This window comes from Pseudoalteromonas sp. MM1, from assembly GCF_030296835.1.
In the GTDB taxonomy this organism is placed as follows: Bacteria; Pseudomonadota; Gammaproteobacteria; order Enterobacterales; family Alteromonadaceae; genus Pseudoalteromonas.
On sequence record NZ_AP027922.1, the window covers coordinates 788,756 to 806,508 of the forward strand.

The following is a 17,753-nucleotide window of genomic DNA, read 5'->3' on the forward strand; positions in this document are numbered from 1 at the left end:
TACTTTAATTAGTACTAATCAAGCTCGCGGTAAATACGTTTATTTTCTTCTTTAGTAAGGGTAATAACCTCAGTTTTTGAGACATAGTCTTGTAGCGCTTTTTTGTTTTTAAAATCAATTAATACCACAAGGTTACCTAAGCCAAGCAGTGCACTTAAGCTGCGAACAATAGACTGCGGCCAACTAATTAAGCTTCCTTCATTAGTTTGTACTTTTAAACGCCATGCGCGCATGCCAATAGTTTGTCCGCTTTTTGTCCAAAAATAGCCAAAAAATACTAAGGTAACAATAACAAGTAGGGCGCTTCGAATACTCGATAGCAGCAATGAGTCTTGAATAAGTGCCGATACATCTTCAGCGCCATTTAAGCTAATAACATCAAGGATAATAAACCCTTGTACGGCAAATAAATAGAGCACTACCGTTAACATAGCAAATGCAATAATGGCTAACGTATCATAAACTAACGACGCAAAACGGCGCCAAAACCCAGCACGTGGAAACTCACCCGACATAAATATACTCTCACTATTAATATGCGCGCTAGTTTAGCAAAAAAGCTTACAAATACTAAGCGCTATAGTTTAGCGCTATTATTTTGTATATTTAAGGGCTAAGCAGTTAATTATAATTATTGGGGTTGCCTAAATGTTAAGCGGTTGATCGGGCTAATGTCATAAAAGGCTTGCTGCTAACCCTATTGTTTGTATAATGCTTGGCATAGAGACGAAGGTACATAAATAATCCTTAGCTCTAAAGTGGTTTTTCTTTATCTTCTCGTGTTTAGAAGGTTAAAGAAAAATGATGCCAGCGTGATGAAATTGGTATACATGGGGGATTCAAAATCCCCTGCCGAAAGGCGTGCCGGTTCGAGCCCGGCCGCTGGTACCACTTTTTATAACCTCTGCTAGTTTTAGCAGAGGTTTTTTTATGTCTGAAATTTGTGTTGGGGCGGACTTGAGCGCTACGCAAAGTGGCACTAGTATCAGTTACTCAAAGTGAGTTCATGGATGAACGATGGACACTGCTTCGGGGATGAATTAAATACTCTTATTACATTTAAGTGTGTTTTCACGAGCCATATTTAGCGCTTTTCAAGCTTACTTACCTTCTAAAAATGCGATGAACTCTCCAGCCGATACATACCAAATATCATCTTTATTTGAGAGTGTTTGAATAAGCTGCTCGGCGTAATCCCAGTTGTTATTTACTGCGTTTTTGTCAAACTCCCATGAATGACCCCAAATCATCATTACAGTGAGTTCATTGCTTTTAAGCGCAATATATTGCTCAATTAACGGCATTGCGTTTGAGTGGTGAACGGTTGGGTTCCACGCCATGGTGTTGGTAGGGAGTTTAAAATTAAGGGTGTTGTTTACTGTTCGGGCATTAGTAAAGCCCGCTTGCTTTACTAATTTCATAGCGGCTTTATCGTAAGAGCCTAAAGGGTATGCAAATGAGTGCACAGGGCTGCCTTTAATAGCTGATAAAATTTGCTTATCGCGGGCTAATTGTAATTTTATCTCTGTTGTATCTAAGCCCGCAAAGCCTGGGTGTGAGTAACTGTGGCTTGCTATTTCATGGCCTTTATAAAGCGCTTTTACTTCACTTTGTTTTATATATTCGCCTTCTTTACCGGTAAAGGTTTTCATCCACGGTAGTTTTTTAGCAAATAAACCTGAGTTTAAATTAAACGTACCAACAACCTGGTACTTATTAAATAGTGCCACGAGTTTTCTGTCTTGTGTAACGCCATCGTCGTAACTAAAAATAACAGCTTTAGTGGCGCCGTTAGGGTAGCTTTTTACAGGCCCTTTACTGGCTGCACAGGTAAAGGTTGCCGCCATTAATATGGCAATTAATAAACTCTTCATTTTAAGCTTTTCATTATTGGTGCAAGTTGCTTAGCCCAAAGATCATAGCCTGCCTTGTTTAAATGGGTGCCATCGGTAGTTAGCGTTTCATTAAGCGTGCCTTGTGGGCTTAAAAATACGGGGTGTAAGTCTATGTAGGTAAATTTTGCGTGCTTAATTGCTTTAATTTGCTGGTTAGCTGTTTGCGCCATTTGCGTTATAAAATCACGATGATCGGGCAAAATACTTTGTACATATATTTGTGTATTAGGAAGCGAGTTATTGAGCTGAGTCACTATTTTTTCTATATTTTCACTTACCGACGATAGGTTTTTAACTTGCTTTATATAATGGTAATTAAAAATATCGTTTACGCCAATTTTTAAAAATATAGCTTTAGGTGGGGCTGCTTTTAATTCGTTCAAACGTGCTAAAACACCGTAGGTCATATCGCCACTAATACCGCGGTTTCTTACGCGTAGGTCGTTAAATCTAATAGCCCAATTTAATCCCTGCTCAGTAATGCTATCGCCAATAAATACTATGTCGTCTTTGCGTAAAGGTTGTAGCTTAAAATGAGCTATACGCTCAGCATAGTGGTTCTTTAGCCATTGGGATTGAAAAGGAATTGCGTTTTCGGCATTAGCTTTAAAGCTTATTAATACAGCACCTATAATTAGTGTGCCAAGTAGAATAGTGATGTATTGCAGTGTGTAATTACTTGGTTTATAACTCATAAAAACCTGCGCTTATAGCTATATTAATTTAATAATGTATCTATAAACGCCGGTTTTTGATACGTGTTGCATTCGTATTCAGGCTTTGTTTTTAACCACCCTTTTTATTAATCCTAATAGTTTAGCAATTCCTAATGTCAGTAACATCGGCACGCCTATTAGTACGAGCTCTTTTACAAAGGGTAAAATGTACATCAAAATAGGGGCTATTTTCGGCTTTTCACCTTCAGGTGCACCGTGGGAGTATCCTTTTTGGTTTACTTGTGCAGCCCAGTCGGTAAGCTCTAAACTAACCAGCAAAAGGCTCACTAAAATAGATACAACTAACACGATGCTGGTGCGGGTTTTCCACTGTTGTTTTAGGTGTTTCATTATTTAGCCTTCTTGGCAAACATACGTTTAGTCAGTTTTACTATCCAAGAAAAGTTAAGCGCTAAATGTACGCCTAACATGGGCATAATAAATGTGGCTGAATCGTGATGTATTTTTGACCAAAAGTCTTGAATGTTTAAACTAATATTAAGTGCAGGTAGTAGAGCCACCGACACTAAAAAGCCGCTCACAAATACTAATAACATCATTATATAAAGCAGGTAATCCCACACTATATTAAAGCGCTCGCGTGCTGTTATGTTTGCAAATAAACGGCTAAAGCTGCGTTTTATCCAATCCCAGTGCAGCAGTAAGTGAATAACAAAAGGGATAATAAAAAATAGGCTAAACCATTCGTGCAAAGGCACACCCGTGGCCTGTGGTGCACTCACTAGCATAAAGCTAATAAGCAGTAAGGTGTCCATTACATAACGGAACTTTTGTAAGTTTTGTTTCCAACCAGACATTATTGACCCTGAAAAAGTTTATTTACTATTTATGATTGCCGCTATTTAAGGTACGCCCCCTTAAAAAGCAAAAGGCTCAATAAAATATTGAGCCTTAAATCATGAGCAAATTATTAAATTAAAAAACGTATGAGGCGCTTAATTTAACATTACGGCCTGCTTCGTAATCTTGCACTGTATCGCTTGAGTAAGAAGCGTGCGAGTAATAGGTTTTATCAAAAATGTTTTCAACACCTAAGGTCATGCTTAGTGCTTCAAGCTGACTGGGTAGCCACTGCATACTAATGTTATGAACCTGATAACCTACTTTATGAATATCAGCACCGCTTGATACCGAGTCATCAGTTCTGTTAACTAGGCTGGTCCAATTAAATTTTAAGTCGTACTGTGGTACTTCGTAGCCTAAGTTTAATGAAATACTATCGCCTACCTCATAACGCAGTTGCTCGCCTGTTTCTAGCTGTTCAGAGTCTGATTTAGAGTAACTTAAACGCGCACTAAATAGCGCTTTACGCAGAGAAAGCGTTGATTCAAAACCATCAATATCGTAATCGCCCGAGTTTTCATAAGTACCAATAGGGCGACCTTTACCAATTGCCCAGTTGTCTATGTAATCTTCAATACGGGTTTTAAACAGGTTTAATGAAAAACCAAATGAGTCTAAGCCCATCATGTTTTGATCTTTAAAGGCAAAACCAATGGCGTTATTTACACCGGTTTCTGCTTTTAAGTCTTTATCAAAGTTAGTACTGTAATCAACGTAGCTTTCGCGCAGGCCAGGGCCTTGAAACAGCTCGGTAGAGCTTGCGCTAACACTCCAGTTATCGTTAATTAGGTATTTAGCCGCTAAACCAAACGTTAACTCGTTCCACGATTTATCTAACGAATCGTTAGTACCGGCAGAGTACATATCTACTTTAAAATAGTTGTAACGCACACCAGGGGTTACAAATAGCTGATCGGTTACAGCGATTTCGTCTTCAATATAAATGGCGTGAGAGTCTGCAGTGTCTTTATTGGTTTGTACGTGGTTTGCAATACGTTTAGATACTTGCTCATACCCTTCGCCGCCATAGCGTAATGTATGGTTAAATCCAGCAAGTGCAATTTTAGATGTGGCAAGGGCAGTGTAACCCGTATGCTCAGAGTTACCCTCTGTACCCAGTGCGATATAGCTTAGCTCGTTACGGTAAACGCTTGCACGTAGGGTGATTGCATCGCCTTTATCTAGCTTGTAGGCAAGTGAAGTACTGGTACGTGTGTAGTCAATATCTTCTGTTTGCGCGTCTGAATCTTCAGCGAAGCCAGCACCAAAGTTGGTTTTTACGTAGTAATCGCCTTCATCGTTGTATCTGTCGTATGAGAACACTAAACGGTTACTCTCGTTTACATCCCAGCCGAGCTTGAAGATGCCATCTACCGTGCGTCCTTCGTTACCTGTAACTTCTTTGCCATTGCCGTTTTCAAAGTTATTTCTGTCGGTGTAGGTGTAGTAGGCAAGGGCGTCTATGTTATCGGTTAGTTGGCCATATACCGCAGCAGAGCCACCGGCGTAATCATTAGTACCTAAGTTTGTGTATAAGCGTGCGCCAAAGTCTTGGCCAGGCTCTAGTAAATCTTTAGCGTCTTTAGTTTCAAAAGCAACACCACCTGAAAGGCCGCCGGTAAGCACTGAATTAGTCCCTACTTTTATATCTACTGCTTTTAAAATATCAGCATTAATAAGTAAGTTTCCTGAGTGGTGGAACATATTATTGTTTTGGCTAATACCATCAACAGTAATGTTGAGGTCTAAATCGTCAACACCACGAATATTAATACCTTGCACAATAGAGTGCGAGCCACCTACGTCAATACCCGCTTGGTCACGGAGTAAATCACTTAAATGGTTGGCTTGTTTTCTTTCAATATCGTCTTGTAATAGCGAATTGTTAGTAATTGTTGTGCCCCATACTTCGATGGTTTCTGAGGTATCGGGAGCTTGTTCCGCTAAGCTTATGAATGATATACCAGTACACAAAGTACCAATAACAACGTTAAGCGCGTGCTTATTAAATGGGAGCGTGTTTTTCATGGTGAGTATGTTTATCTAATTTTAATATTATTAAGAATGATTCGTATTAGATAGGTTGGTGGCTTAAATGGCAATTTAAACCACATACTCTGAATGAATAACAGTTATTTAGACTTCAAATACTTTGTTTTTTACAAGCTCTCTAAACCACTGACATACAGGATCATTATGATGGCGTTGGTGCCAATATAAGGCGACTTGTGCGTACGATAAGTTGAGCTCTTGCGGTGGCGTTCTGGCTACTACGTTATGCTGTTGGCACACATCGGCGGCAAAATGGTTGGGTACATAAAATATTATATCGGTGTTCTCAGCAATGCTGCCAATGCTGTAAAAGTTTTTCAAGCGTACTGGGGTCGCAATATTATCAATACCCAGTGCAGCAAAATTTTGTGCAATGGTTAACGCTTTTTCACCTTGAATTGATATTTGCCCAAAGTTACAGTCGCGCAAAAGCTCAACACTGAGCTCGCTATTAGCAAGTTTATGATTACGAGCCATAACAAGTTTAAACTCTCGGTCAAACAATGGTTGGCAATAGAGTTTTCCCTCGGAGTTGGCGGGTTTATGACCTGTTATTACAAAGTGAGCCTCGCCTTTTAGTAAGTCAGAAAACTGTGGTTTAGGTAAGGTGTCTATTTCAAGGATGATATTAGGCGCTTGCTCGCGCACTTCTTTAATTATTGTTTTTATAAACAAATGCATTTGCGGCGGTAGGCCAAACAGTTTAATAGTGGCTGTGCTTGTTTTTGGATCAAAGGTTTGCTTGTTAACCAGCGTTTCTACCATATTTAAAATAGAATTGAGATCTTGCTGAATTGATTGCGCCTTGGGTGTTAGCTCATACCCTCCAGCCATTCTTATTAATAATTGATCGTCAAACAACGTGCGTAATTTACTTAATGAGCGGCTTATAGACGGTTGGCTCATGCCTAAGGTTAACGCGGTATTGCTAATATGTTTTTCGTTTAAAAGCTGCTTTAAAATAATAAGAAGGTTTAGATCGAGCTGATTTAAATTCATAGTTTGATTTGCAAGTTATCAGTATTTCAAGCCATTATCCTAGCACTTAAACAGAGCTTGGCGTAAATGTGTTTTTAATAAAAATAAGCGAGCACATCAAAATACACCGCCGATAAAAAACAAAAACCAGCAGTTAAGCTGGTTTTTGTAGGCTATGTACAATTAGTTTTTTAAATCAATGGTGTATAGCGCAAAACCATTTTCGCCTGTTTTAAGTGGTGAGGTAGGCGCCACCGCTGGCAGTGTTTGGGCAATGCTAGCTACTTCATCAAGCGGTGATGTTCTAAACACAACGTTTAGCTCTGTGCTGGTGGTCACGGGGCTAAAGCGCCAGTTATTATCGGCAGACGGGTCAATACTGCCCGTGCTACTTTTAGCGGCTTCGCTAATAATGTAACTTCGCAGTACACCGCGGTTTTCATCTGGGCCTTCAAACGTTTCACGGCTGGTGCCGTCAATCGCTGGGAAGTTTCCGCCACCCGATGCGCGGTAGTTATTCGTTACAATTAAAAACTCTGCCTCTAAATCTATCGCTTCACCTTGGTATTGCAAGTTAGTAATGCGCGAATTGTTTTCACTTATTAATACGCCATCGTTGTCATATCGTTTTGGCTTAGTGACATCAATTTCAAAGGTAACACCGTCAATAATATCAAAGTTAAAAGTGGGAAAAGTGGTGTCGAGTAGGTTTTGCTCAGCGCTGCTGTTTACATCAATCTGATTAAACTGACCTGCAGAGCGTTCTAGCCACTCTTTAACATCGTTACCTGTTACTTTTACCATACGAATAGTGTTTGGAAACACATACAAACTAACGGTATCTAGTAGGGTAATATCACCTGCTTTTACATTGGTGTAATCTTCAATACCATTGCGGCCAGCTCTAAAAGGGGCTGCTGCCGAAAGCACAGGTAAACCATCAAGTTCAGTGCCTTGAATAAACGCTTTACCCCACGCTATTTGTGCATCTGATACTATTTGAATTGACGGATCGTCTTGCACCAAAGCAAAAAAGCTATAAATTGGGTTTGAAATTTTAGCAAAGGGTTCGCTCACCCAGTCAATTGTTGCTTGGTGTTCAAGCTCAATTGCGGCAGCTACATCGGTATCTACGGCAGCCAAATCAATAAAGTCGCCGTTTTCATCTGTACCACTAATGGCACGAGTTTCTACTTTTGAGCTGGTTACTTCCCAGCCGCCTTCATCGTTTGGCTCAACAATTAAATCAATAACCCCTAAGTTATTGCCAAAAAAGCCAGGCATAACAGCGGGTACGCCATTAAGTTTACCGTTTACGTTATCAATACCCGCCGATTCATAGCCATCGTACGACGCATCACCGGGAAACAAGCGGTGGTTATGACCAAATAGTATGGCGTCTACGTCATCTACTTTTGACAGGTATAGGGCCGTGTTTTCGGCGAGGTCTTCTTGGGCGCTGGCTGTTAACCCAGAGTGCGGAATGGCAATAATAATATCGGCGCCTTGTGCTTTCATTTGTGGAATAAATTTTTCAGCAGTAGCAACAATATCTTTTGCAATTACCTTGCCTTGTAAATGCGCGCTATCCCACTGCATAATTTGCGGAGGGGTAAGGCCTAAGTAACCAATTTTAATTGTTTGTTCGTTGCCGTTTATATCAAATACGGTTTTATCTTGAAGGTAGTACGGTGTATAACGGTTTTCATCGTTGCTGTCGTCATCATCACCATCATCAACGTATACATTGGCATTAATATACGGGAAGTCGGCACCACTTAATGTGGCATCTAAAAACTCTAAGCCAAAATTAAATTCATGGTTTCCTAAGTTAGCTACATCGTAATCAAGCAAGTTCATAGCTTTAAAAGCAACATGGGTTGCGCCATTTAAAATATCGTCTTTACGTACAATCGCTTCGTAATCGCCAAGTGGACTGTTTTGAATTAAATCACCATTATCAACAAGTACACTGTTTTGCACTTCACTGCGCGCCTCTTTTATAAGGGTTGCGGTATTAACAAAACCTAAAGTTTCTGATGGGGCTTGTGCAAAGTAATCGTAGTTAGATAAATACATGTGTATGTCGGTTGTTTCCATTACGCGCAAAGTAACAGGCGCTGGGTCTGGAGTTACCACAACGATTGGGTCGTTATCGTCGTCATCATTTATGTCACAACCCGTTAATGAAAGAGCAATGGTTAGTGCCAGTGTTGATTTTAAAAAGTATTTTTTAGCGATTCGATTTTTCATGTTCATTCCGTGTAATTTTAAAAAGGAGTACAGTAAAAAAGGTTTGTTAAAGTATGATGAATTAAAATGTGAATCTGAATTTACATTTTTACATGGTGCCTTTATAGTAATGTCTTCTACCAAGATGAGCACACACTATGAGTATACCTATGTACGCATTTAAAAAAATTAAAAAATCTTTATTATTAAGTGCTTGCGCTTTAACTAGCTTTCCAAGTTACGCAGTTGATGAGCAATTTGTAAGTTACCAGGCGGGGCGTTATGCAATTAAAAATGTTATGTTAATCGATGGCACCGGCAAACCAGCACAAACTAATCAAACGGTTGTAATAAATAAAAATAAAATTGTGAACATAGGTGCCACAGCTGAGATAGACGTTGCTGAAGGTGTGAATATTATTGACGGTACTGGAAAAACGTTAATTCCGGGTTTGGTGATGATGCACGAGCACATGTTTTATCCAACCGGCAAAGCTCATTACACCGAAATGCTTTACAGCTTTCCGCGTTTATATTTAGCAGGCGGTGCAACCACAATTCGCACTGCTGGCACAACTGCACCTTATGCTGATTTAAAATTAAGAGATGATATAAACGCAGGTAAAAGTTTAGGCCCAGATATAGATGTAACGGCGCCGTATTTAAATGGCCCCGGCTTACCTATATTAAAAATAAAGTCGCTACGCGATGCAGACGATGCTAAAAAAATGATGGACTACTGGGGCTTAGAGGGGGTTACCTCATATAAAGCGTATATGCATATTCATCAAAATGAGCTTGATGTGGTTATTAAAAAAGCGCACGAGCAAAATAACAAAGTTACGGCTCATTTGTGTTCAGTTACATACCGCGAAGCAGCCGCTTTAGGTATTGATAACCTAGAGCATGGCTTTTTTGCCGCCACCGACTTTGTTAAAAGCAAGCAAAAAGATGTATGCCCAAGTAATAAAGACGTACAGCAATCGTTTGTAGATTTAGATATAAACTCGCCAGAAGTAACGAGCCTAATAAATTACTTAGTGGATAATAATGTAGCACTTACCTCTACACTTACTGTGTTTGAAACCTTTACTAAAGGCCGCCCTAAAGCCTACCCAAAAGCACTTGATGCATTAATACCGCAAGTACGTGACCAGTACGAGTCGCGCTTTGAAAAAATAGCAAAGCAGAGCGAATCTAGCTGGCCTTTAGTATTTAAAAAAATGATGCAGCTAGAAAAAATGTTTGTAGCCGCGGGTGGTAAATTAATGGTGGGCACAGACCCAACAGGTTATGGCGGCGTTATTGCTGGCTTTTCAAATCAGCGTGCAATTGAATTACTCGTAGAGGCTGGATTTATGCAGCCACAAGCTATAAAAATAGCCACGTTAAATGCAGCGCAGTATTTAAATAAGCAAAATACAATAGGCAGTATTGAAGTAGGTAAACAAGCTGACTTAGTCATTATAAATGGCGATTTTGCAAAAAATGCGTCGGCTATCCGTAATATGGAAACTGTATTTAAAAATGGTGTAGGCTATAACTCAACAGCACTTTTCGATAACACTAAATCGGTTGTTGGGCTTCATTAAAATAACAAAGGAAAACAGGATGAAAAAATCACTACTCTCAGTGGCATTAGGTTTTGCTGCACTTGGTGCGTTTAACGCGCAGGCAAACCTTGATCAACACGTTAAAAATGTAGAGCAGCAGGTAATTGAGTGGCGACGCGACTTTCATCAAAACCCTGAGTTGGGTAATCGCGAAACGCGTACCGCAGGCATTGTGGCTAAACACTTAAAGTCGTTAGGTATGCAGGTACAAACCGATATTGCTTACACAGGGGTTGTGGGTATTTTAAAAGGCGCAAAGCCTGGCCCTACGGTAATGTTACGTGCCGATATGGATGCACTACCGGTAACAGAAAAAACAGATGTGCCATTTAAATCAACCAAAACAACAACTTACCGTGGCGTTGATGTAGGCATAATGCACGCCTGTGGCCACGACACGCATGTAGCTATGTTAATGGGCGCTGCACAAGTACTGGCAAATATGAAAGATGAGCTGCATGGCAATATTATGTTTGTGTTTCAGCCTGCTGAAGAGGGCGCACCTTTAGGCGAAGAAGGCGGTGCAGAGTTAATGCTTAAAGAAGGCATTTTTACTAAATATAAGCCAGATGTAGCCTTTGGCTTGCATATTACTTCAAGTCTACATACAGGTAAAATTGGTTATCGAAGTGGGCCATTTATGGCCAGTGCCGATCGCTTTGAAATAACTGTGCATGGTCGCCAAGCACATGGCTCAGCACCGTGGACAGGTGTAGACCCAATTGCTGCCGCTGCGCAAATTGTAACGGGCGTTAACCACATTGTAAGCCGCCAAGTAAACATAACCAAAGAGCCGGCTATTGTGTCGTTTGGTAAAATAGCGGGTGGTGTACGTAATAATATTATTCCTGAAGAAGTTGAAATGGTTGGTACTATTCGTAATTTTGATATGGATAATCGCGCGCAAATCTTTGAAAATATTAAAACAACCGCTACGCATATTGCTAAGTCGTCGGGGGCAACGGCCGATGTGCATATTCATGAAGGCTACCCTGTAACGGTTAATAATCCTGAGCTTACTGCGCAAATGTTACCTAGCCTTGAAAAAGCAGCCGGTAAACAAAATGTGCAAGAAATGGGTAAAATAACCGGCGCAGAAGACTTTTCGTTTTATGCACTAGAAATACCCAGTGTATTTGTATTTTTAGGTGGCACGCCTGCAAGCCAAGACTTAAAAACGGTAGCAAGTAACCACTCACCTTATTTTTATGCCGATGAATCGTCGTTTAAAGTGGGTACCAAAGCGCTTAGCCAATTAGCGGTAGATTATTTAAATAGCCAAAAATAACGACATAACTACCCAGCGAGTAAAGCAATTACTGGCTGGGTATTACTATTTATACTTATAAGCTGCACAGTACGTGCACGTTAAACCAACATGGTTGAATGTATGTCTGAACACCCTTTTTTGGCGCCCAAGCAACAACGCAGCCAGCAAACCCAAGAAAAATTATTAAAAGCGCTGCATCACAGTTTAAAAAGTAAGTTTTTTGAACACATAAGTATAAAAGAGCTGGCAGACTACGCCGAGGTATCGGTAGGTACGTTTTATCGTCGCTTTAAAAATAAAGAGTCGCTGCTGCCCATGTTGTATCAAGACTTTGGCATTGAATTAAATAGCTGGGTAACAGAGCTTGAGACACAGAGCTACAAAAACCTAGATGATGTAGTTAACACTTTATGCCATAAAACATATGTGTTTTTATTATCACAACAGGGGGTATTTAGAACGCTACATTTAAATTCGCGTTTGCATAGTGAGTTATTAGGCAGTGATAAACACATAAATAGGCGAGTAATTTATCAGCGGTTAGCGCAATTACTTAGCCAAACAGATAGCAAAGTGAGCAAGGCGGCGGCAGGTACTGCGGTATTTTTAATTGTCAGTTCATTGCTTGATAAAGTACTGTATCACGATTTAACCCCTGCGATTGCGTGTGATTTATCTGCGCATCAATACGCGCAAGAACTACCTAAAATTATTTTAGCTTATTTAGGTTAAACACCTTTAAACATACTCAAGGAGAGTAAAATGAAAATTACTGGAAGCTGCTATTGTGGTGAAATTAAATACCAAGCCCAATCGCAAAATAATAACGTACTTGTATGTCATTGTAGCGATTGCCAACGCATGTCGAGCGGGCCATTTAGGGCGGTAATAATGGCTGAGCCTAACTCGGTAGTATTTACCAAGGGCGAGCCAAAAGAGTATGTTAAAACAGCACAAAGCGGTAATAAACGTGCACAAGGTTTTTGTGGTACGTGCGGCACTACACTTTACGCAACGAACGAAGCAAAAGCCGATAGAGTGTACGGCTTGCGCATAGGAGCTGTAGATCAGCGTGATGAATTTACCCCAGTGGCGCAAATTTGGTCGCAATCAACCCTTAAGTGGCTAAACGATTTACACCAAGTGCCTGCCTTTGAGACTACCCCACAAAAATAACAAGGCCAATGTAATGAAAACACTGATAAAAACTGCGTTATTAGCTAGTGCACTACTTACGAGTTTTGCGCAGGCAAACCCCAGTAATGTCGACTTTTTAAATACAAGCAAAGCTAACCCTAATTTACCATTTTCGCAAATAGTAAAAGCCGGCAATACGCTTTATATGTCGGGTCAAATAGGGATTAACCCTGCAACCGGCAAGCTAGCAGCGGGTGGTTTTGAAGAGGAAACTAAGCAAACTCTTGAAAACATTAAGCGCACTTTAGAGCAGCATAACTACAGCATGAGCAATATAGTTAAATGCACCGTTATGCTTACCGATATAAACGACTTTAAAGCGTTTAACGCTATTTATACGCAATATTTTAGTGCGCCGTACCCAGCGCGTAGTGCATTTGCTGTTAAAGCGTTAGCCCTTGATTCGTTAGTAGAAGTTGAATGTATAGGCTCACTTTAAATTTAAAAAGTAAGTTTTCTGAAATTTTATAACTTAAACGGCTGTCTATTTGAGTAGTTACACAACAGAGGAAATATTATGTGTAGTTCACCTAAAAGCAGCCGAGCAGTTAAAAAATCAGCCATTAACTTTAATGACGAGTTGACTCAAGAACAGCGCCTACGTTTTGCTGCAAAAGCTAATTTAGCACAAGAGCGCCGCGCACAACGCGAAGCCACAAATAAGCGCTATGAGAAAAAACATACCCCTGTAAAAAAGCCAAGAACAGGTTTATTTTCATGGTTACAACAGTTAGTAAGTTAGTGTCAGCGGGTAGTAAGTCAACAGTTGTTAAGCGTGGTATTTTTACCGCTAAACCATCCACATGTAGCACATAACACACCTGCACCCGCACATAACCAAAGCGGCGCACTCCAACTCCCTGTTGCTGTATGCAAAGCCCCTGCAACCATAGGGCCAATAGCCGCTAACAAATAGCCAATACTTTGTGACATACCCGAAAGCGATGCCGCTTGCGTGGAGTTATCGGTACGTAAGCTAATAAACGACAGTCCTAAAATAAAGCACGCCCCCGAGCTAAAACCAAGTAGCAGCGTCCATACCAGTGCAAAGTTTGGCATATAAAGTAGCCCTAGCGCGCAGCACGCACTCAGTGATGCAAGTATAAAGCTAAGCATGCTTTGATCTTTTAACTTTGCAAGTAGCGGTATAAGCACAAGCCCAGGTATAGCGGTCGCAATTTGAAAAGCCCCATGATAGGCGCCTGCTTGCGTTGCACTTTGGCCTGCTTCGGTCAAAATACCCGGCAGCCACGTAATGATGATGTAGTTTAAAAAAGAGTTTAAACCTAACAATAGTGTAATTTGCCATGCAAGTGCATAACGCCATACGCTTTTATTAAGTGTTGAGGCCTGTGCTGTTTGTGCCGGCTTTGTGTGTTTATTTAATTGCGCCATCCACACAATTAAAGTGGTGATTGTAATGAGTGCACTAGCGCCTAAAGCAAACTGCCAACCTAACCCTTCATATTGGCTAAGCGGATAAACTAATGCTGAAAAGCCACCCGAGGCAACGCCCATAGTGAGCACATAAGCAGAGGTCATAACGGCGACTTTTGCCGCAAAGTCGCGCTTTATTAAACTCGGTAATAAAACGTTAGCGATAGCAATACCCGCACCAATAATGGCAGTGCCAACAAATAGCATTATTGACGAATTAACCACACGCCCAGCAATACCCATTAATATTAAAAATACAGCAAAAAACAATGTACGCTCAAGCCCTTGGCGTTTAGCGAGGCCTGCAGCCATAGGCGATATAACTGCAAAGGCAATTAGCGGTAACGTAGTAATAAACCCCGCTTGCGAAGCGGTTAAACCAAAGTGCGTAATTATTTGTTCAAGCACAGGGGCAACCCCTGTAAAAGGTGCACGTAAATTGGCGGCAATAAGTAAAATACCTATTACCAGTAGCACGCTCGAAAAGCGCGACGTGCCAGTGTTACTGTGAGGTGTGTGAGTCATTATTACAAAATATGTTAGCTAATTATGGGCGCTAGTATAAACAAATCAGCAGTATTATAATTTAGCTATACTGACATTAAATAACTAAAAACAGACAAAGTTATGTTTGAACCTAAAGGGTGGGGCTATCTGCAAAATTATGAGCATATGGTACAACCTATAATTGCTAAAGTAGATACCGCACAAGGCAGTAAAGAATACCCATTACATACTCACCCTAAGGGGCAGTTAATATTAGCGCTTGATGGCTATGTAACCTGCGAAGCGGCTAATAAAATGTGGATGGTGCCAACGCACAGCGCTATTTGGGTGCCTGCTAATACGTGCCACAGTAATCGTGCATCAGATAACGCCAATTTATGCTTTGTATTTATTGATGCCAACCTAAAAGGCATGCCCACACATACCTGCACTTTGGCTATTACTCCCCTCGTTAAAAGTTTAATGCTTAAGCTGGCAGGCGAAAACCAAGCCTATATTGAAGACTCTAAAACAGCACGTTTAGCTCAGGTACTGTTTGATTTATTAATAGAAATGCCAACCCAGCCGCTTGATTTTGTGCTTTCTAAGCATGTAGTTATTCAAACCATGAGCCGGGAGTTAATTGAGCATCCCAATAACCGCAAAACTCTTGCACTATGGGCACACGATTTTGCATTAACTGAGCGGACCTTGGCGCGGCTTATAAAAAAGCAAACCGGAATGACCTTTGGTAAGTGGCGAATGCAATTACATGTAATTACCGCGCTGCAGGCATTGTCAGATGGGCAAAGCGTACAGCAAGTGTCGGCGTTATTAGGGTATGAGTCGGTGAGTGCGTTTATAACTATGTTTAAAAAGGTTATGGGAAAATCGCCCACTAAATACATGGGCGATTTAAATTAGCAAAACTATTAAATTAACGTATTACCATGTGTAAGTAGCTGAAAGCATAGCGTTACGTGGCTTACCAGGAAAGTACCTGTCGCCAGTAAAACTGGTGTAATCAGCACGCTCTGCGTAAGCTTCGTCGGTAAGGTTAATTACACGGGCAAGCACTTCTAGGTTATTGGTCACTTGCCACTTAGCACGCAAGCTTAAAATGTCATGTCCGTCGTAGCTATGCAGGTTTTCTGGGTCGGTATAGTAACTACTTACGCTATGCCATTGCAGTGCAAGCGCTAGGTTATTAAAGGCTTGCCAGCTTAAATCAAGGTTAGCCACATTGCGCGGCGCGGTGTCTACGTTGTTACCGTTTATATTTAGCCCATTAATTAATTGATTATTAGTATACGTGTGCTTTGCATGTGTACCTGCAAACTGTAAGTTAAGTGTTTTACTTAATGCGTAATCCACTTCAAGCTCAATACCTCTGTGGCGAGAGCTGCCATTATTAACGTTAAAAAAGTCGCTGTCGCGATAAATAGTGTTGTGCTTACTCATGGCATACACAGCTAATGCATACCTTACATTAGAGTAGTAACCCTTTAAACCAAGCTCGGCATTATTTGCTATTTCTGGGTTTAAATTAGCGGTGGTTTGCTCGCGTTGTAATTGATAAAGCTCTGCCGCTTGGGGCGCTCTGTAACCACGCGAAAAGTTAGCATATACAGTATTGTTGTTATTAACCTTATAGCTTACCCCTAGCTTAGGCGATGTATTGCTAAAACTATTTTTACCACTGGCAGGGCGACTATAGCGGCAACCGCCAAAGCCACATTCTGCGCCGTCGTCTTTTGTGCGGCCAGTGAGCATATTATTAGTGTAATCGTACTGCATATGCTCATACCTTAGGCCTGCGCTAATAAACCACTTATTTAATTGCCACTCAACTGATGCAAACGGCGCATACAGTGTTGCGTTTACGTCGTAATCGTAGTGCTTGCCTTGCGGTACCGTGGCTACTAAAAATGCAGAGCCTTGAGTTGGCTCGTTTTGACTTTGTGTAAAATCGCTGCGGGTATATTCGCCATCAAACCCTAGGTTTACTTTTATATTACTTGGCAAGTTATGTTGATACATCGATTGCACACCAAAGCCTGTTTGGCTATTGGTTTCAAGTGGGGTGCCGGGTAAAAAGTGCTTAAAAAAGTCCATGCTTTGGTCGCGTACATAAGGCGTGATAGAAAGCACATTGCCATTTTTTAATTGCCACTGGGCATTACTCCACGCTCTAAATGAACGGGCTTTTCTAAAGGCGTCGGGGTCAAAGTTTTGCTGTGCTATGTCTTCGTTTTTATAGCTTTCAAAGCCTGTAATAAAGCCCGCTGTTTGCTGATCTAAATTTGTGTATGTAAGACCAGAGGTCAGTAACAGGTTATCGTTTTCAAAGCGGTGGCGAATATTTACCTTTTGCTGTTGTACGCTTTCGTCGTCGCGATAACCTGTGTCGTCGGTAACACTTGCGTTGATGCCAATCCCACTGTTGCCATAGTCTTGCCCAGCGCGAAGCTTATAACGAGCATAACCATACGAGCCATAATCAAGCCCGACTAGTCCACCGCCTTGTGTTGTATCAGGGGTTATTACGTTAATAACACCATGCACAGCGTTTGAGCCATAAAGGGCAGAGCCTGGGCCTTTTAATACTTCAATGCGCTTTGCCATTTCGCTATGCGCTTCAAATAGCTCGTTAATATTACAAAAGCCTGCAGCACGTAGTGGAATGCCATCTTCAAGGGTGAGTATGCCACCACATGCAGCCGCCCCCGAAAGCACTGGCGAGCGAAGTGCAGGTAAATACTCTTGCCCGTTACCCCGTTGTACATTTGCGCCAGCAATGCGCTGTAACGACTCTTCAACATGCGTTGGCGCAATACTGTTTAATTGCGCCTCAGATAAGGTGCTAATAGTAAGAGGAAGTGGTGTGGCAAGTGCTTCTGTACGCGATGCGGTGGTTGTTATGGTTTCTATTGCATCATCGGTTTGACTGTCGGCAATTGCAACATGGCTTAGTGGCAATAACAGCGGTAAAAAATAAGGTTTCATACATTCC

Annotated in this window: 17 protein-coding genes and 1 tRNA gene; 8 read left to right on the forward strand and 10 right to left on the reverse strand. The window is 41.1% G+C overall.

Features of this window, described 5'->3' with window-relative positions:
* Positions 1-14 precede the first annotated feature (14 nt).
* Positions 15-515 (reverse strand): RDD family protein, encoded by a 501-nt coding sequence (locus QUE46_RS03555; RefSeq protein WP_286246236.1) that lies wholly within the window; start codon positions 513-515, stop codon positions 15-17.
* A 291-nt stretch (positions 516-806) separates the two neighbouring features.
* On the opposite strand from QUE46_RS03555, the gene QUE46_RS03560 reads away from it, so the two are divergent.
* Positions 807-891: transfer RNA gene (locus tag QUE46_RS03560), tRNA-Leu, on the forward strand.
* Positions 892-1,100: 209 nt separating this feature from the next.
* On the opposite strand, the gene QUE46_RS03565 is transcribed toward QUE46_RS03560, so the two are convergent.
* The 7 genes from QUE46_RS03565 to QUE46_RS03595 all read right to left on the reverse strand — a co-directional run bounded on the left by QUE46_RS03565 (position 1,101) and on the right by QUE46_RS03595 (position 8,758).
* A complete protein-coding gene (locus QUE46_RS03565; protein ID WP_286246237.1) occupies positions 1,101-1,874 on the reverse strand; it encodes a polysaccharide deacetylase family protein in 774 nt (257 codons plus the stop codon).
* Entirely contained in the window at positions 1,871-2,590 is a 720-nt protein-coding gene (locus QUE46_RS03570; RefSeq protein ID WP_286246238.1) for a GDSL-type esterase/lipase family protein, read from the reverse strand. Before QUE46_RS03570 ends, QUE46_RS03565 begins: the two co-directional genes overlap by 4 nt.
* A 78-nt stretch (positions 2,591-2,668) precedes the next feature.
* Positions 2,669-2,962 carry a hypothetical protein gene (locus tag QUE46_RS03575; RefSeq protein WP_286246239.1) on the reverse strand — a complete coding sequence of 98 codons (294 nt, stop codon included), beginning with the start codon at positions 2,960-2,962 and terminating at the stop codon, positions 2,669-2,671.
* Positions 2,962-3,429, reverse strand: a complete 468-nt coding sequence (locus QUE46_RS03580) for a DUF4405 domain-containing protein (protein WP_286246240.1) — start codon at positions 3,427-3,429, stop codon at positions 2,962-2,964. The genes QUE46_RS03575 and QUE46_RS03580 overlap by 1 nt, the downstream gene beginning before the upstream one ends.
* 118 nt (positions 3,430-3,547) lie before the next feature.
* The gene (locus tag QUE46_RS03585; protein WP_286246241.1) at positions 3,548-5,503 is read right to left on the reverse strand and encodes a TonB-dependent receptor domain-containing protein; all 1,956 of its coding nucleotides are present in this window, start codon (positions 5,501-5,503) and stop codon (positions 3,548-3,550) included.
* Between the two features lie 108 nt (positions 5,504-5,611).
* The gene (locus QUE46_RS03590; protein WP_286246242.1) at positions 5,612-6,526 is read right to left on the reverse strand and encodes a LysR family transcriptional regulator; all 915 of its coding nucleotides are present in this window, start codon (positions 6,524-6,526) and stop codon (positions 5,612-5,614) included.
* A gap of 162 nt (positions 6,527-6,688) precedes the next feature.
* The gene (locus QUE46_RS03595) at positions 6,689-8,758 is read right to left on the reverse strand and encodes a bifunctional 2',3'-cyclic-nucleotide 2'-phosphodiesterase/3'-nucleotidase (RefSeq protein ID WP_286246243.1); all 2,070 of its coding nucleotides are present in this window, start codon (positions 8,756-8,758) and stop codon (positions 6,689-6,691) included.
* A 137-nt stretch (positions 8,759-8,895) separates the two neighbouring features.
* Here QUE46_RS03595 and QUE46_RS03600 point away from each other — a divergent pair, with 137 nt between their 5' ends.
* From QUE46_RS03600 to QUE46_RS03625, 6 genes are all read left to right on the forward strand, one after another.
* Positions 8,896-10,329, forward strand: a complete 1,434-nt coding sequence (locus QUE46_RS03600) for an amidohydrolase family protein (RefSeq protein ID WP_286246244.1) — start codon at positions 8,896-8,898, stop codon at positions 10,327-10,329.
* 19 nt (positions 10,330-10,348) lie between these two features.
* Positions 10,349-11,638 carry a M20 family metallopeptidase gene (locus QUE46_RS03605; protein ID WP_286246245.1) on the forward strand — a complete coding sequence of 430 codons (1,290 nt, stop codon included), beginning with the start codon at positions 10,349-10,351 and terminating at the stop codon, positions 11,636-11,638.
* 102 nt (positions 11,639-11,740) lie between these two features.
* Positions 11,741-12,352: a TetR/AcrR family transcriptional regulator gene (locus tag QUE46_RS03610; protein WP_286246246.1), complete on the forward strand. Its 612-nt coding sequence runs from the start codon at positions 11,741-11,743 to the stop codon at positions 12,350-12,352.
* 30 nt (positions 12,353-12,382) lie between these two features.
* The gene (locus QUE46_RS03615; protein WP_286246247.1) at positions 12,383-12,796 is read left to right on the forward strand and encodes a GFA family protein; all 414 of its coding nucleotides are present in this window, start codon (positions 12,383-12,385) and stop codon (positions 12,794-12,796) included.
* 13 nt (positions 12,797-12,809) lie between these two features.
* Positions 12,810-13,256 (forward strand): RidA family protein, encoded by a 447-nt coding sequence (locus QUE46_RS03620; protein WP_286246248.1) that lies wholly within the window; start codon positions 12,810-12,812, stop codon positions 13,254-13,256.
* 78 nt (positions 13,257-13,334) lie between these two features.
* Positions 13,335-13,559, forward strand: coding sequence for a hypothetical protein (locus QUE46_RS03625; protein ID WP_286246249.1), 225 nt, complete (start codon positions 13,335-13,337; stop codon positions 13,557-13,559).
* Between the two features lie 17 nt (positions 13,560-13,576).
* Here the strand turns inward: QUE46_RS03625 and QUE46_RS03630 are convergent, their stop codons facing one another.
* Complete coding sequence (locus QUE46_RS03630) at positions 13,577-14,779, reverse strand: MFS transporter (RefSeq protein ID WP_286246250.1); 1,203 nt, start codon at positions 14,777-14,779, stop codon at positions 13,577-13,579.
* A gap of 102 nt (positions 14,780-14,881) precedes the next feature.
* Here QUE46_RS03630 and QUE46_RS03635 point away from each other — a divergent pair, with 102 nt between their 5' ends.
* Complete coding sequence (locus QUE46_RS03635) at positions 14,882-15,664, forward strand: helix-turn-helix domain-containing protein (protein WP_286246251.1); 783 nt, start codon at positions 14,882-14,884, stop codon at positions 15,662-15,664.
* Between the two features lie 21 nt (positions 15,665-15,685).
* On the opposite strand, the gene QUE46_RS03640 is transcribed toward QUE46_RS03635, so the two are convergent.
* Entirely contained in the window at positions 15,686-17,746 is a 2,061-nt protein-coding gene (locus QUE46_RS03640; RefSeq protein ID WP_286246252.1) for a TonB-dependent receptor, read from the reverse strand.
* Between the last annotated feature and the right edge of the window lie 7 nt (positions 17,747-17,753).

Bases quoted from the DNA above. Each gene is read 5' to 3' on its own strand.
- QUE46_RS03605 (WP_286246245.1), top strand. From the start codon at position 10,349: ATGAAAAAATCACTACTCTCAGTGGCATTAGGTTTTGCTGCACTTGGT.
- QUE46_RS03575 (WP_286246239.1), bottom strand. From the start codon at position 2,962: ATGAAACACCTAAAACAACAGTGGAAAACCCGCACCAGCATCGTGTTA.
- QUE46_RS03590 (WP_286246242.1), bottom strand. From the start codon at position 6,526: ATGAATTTAAATCAGCTCGATCTAAACCTTCTTATTATTTTAAAGCAG.
- QUE46_RS03610 (WP_286246246.1), top strand. From the start codon at position 11,741: ATGTCTGAACACCCTTTTTTGGCGCCCAAGCAACAACGCAGCCAGCAA.
- QUE46_RS03595 (WP_286246243.1), bottom strand. From the start codon at position 8,758: ATGAAAAATCGAATCGCTAAAAAATACTTTTTAAAATCAACACTGGCA.
- QUE46_RS03570 (WP_286246238.1), bottom strand. From the start codon at position 2,590: ATGAGTTATAAACCAAGTAATTACACACTGCAATACATCACTATTCTA.
- QUE46_RS03555 (WP_286246236.1), bottom strand. From the start codon at position 515: ATGTCGGGTGAGTTTCCACGTGCTGGGTTTTGGCGCCGTTTTGCGTCG.
- QUE46_RS03635 (WP_286246251.1), top strand. From the start codon at position 14,882: ATGTTTGAACCTAAAGGGTGGGGCTATCTGCAAAATTATGAGCATATG.
- QUE46_RS03600 (WP_286246244.1), top strand. From the start codon at position 8,896: ATGAGTATACCTATGTACGCATTTAAAAAAATTAAAAAATCTTTATTA.
- QUE46_RS03630 (WP_286246250.1), bottom strand. From the start codon at position 14,779: ATGACTCACACACCTCACAGTAACACTGGCACGTCGCGCTTTTCGAGC.
- QUE46_RS03640 (WP_286246252.1), bottom strand. From the start codon at position 17,746: ATGAAACCTTATTTTTTACCGCTGTTATTGCCACTAAGCCATGTTGCA.
- QUE46_RS03620 (WP_286246248.1), top strand. From the start codon at position 12,810: ATGAAAACACTGATAAAAACTGCGTTATTAGCTAGTGCACTACTTACG.
- QUE46_RS03585 (WP_286246241.1), bottom strand. From the start codon at position 5,503: ATGAAAAACACGCTCCCATTTAATAAGCACGCGCTTAACGTTGTTATT.
- QUE46_RS03580 (WP_286246240.1), bottom strand. From the start codon at position 3,429: ATGTCTGGTTGGAAACAAAACTTACAAAAGTTCCGTTATGTAATGGAC.
- QUE46_RS03565 (WP_286246237.1), bottom strand. From the start codon at position 1,874: ATGAAGAGTTTATTAATTGCCATATTAATGGCGGCAACCTTTACCTGT.
- QUE46_RS03615 (WP_286246247.1), top strand. From the start codon at position 12,383: ATGAAAATTACTGGAAGCTGCTATTGTGGTGAAATTAAATACCAAGCC.
- QUE46_RS03625 (WP_286246249.1), top strand. From the start codon at position 13,335: ATGTGTAGTTCACCTAAAAGCAGCCGAGCAGTTAAAAAATCAGCCATT.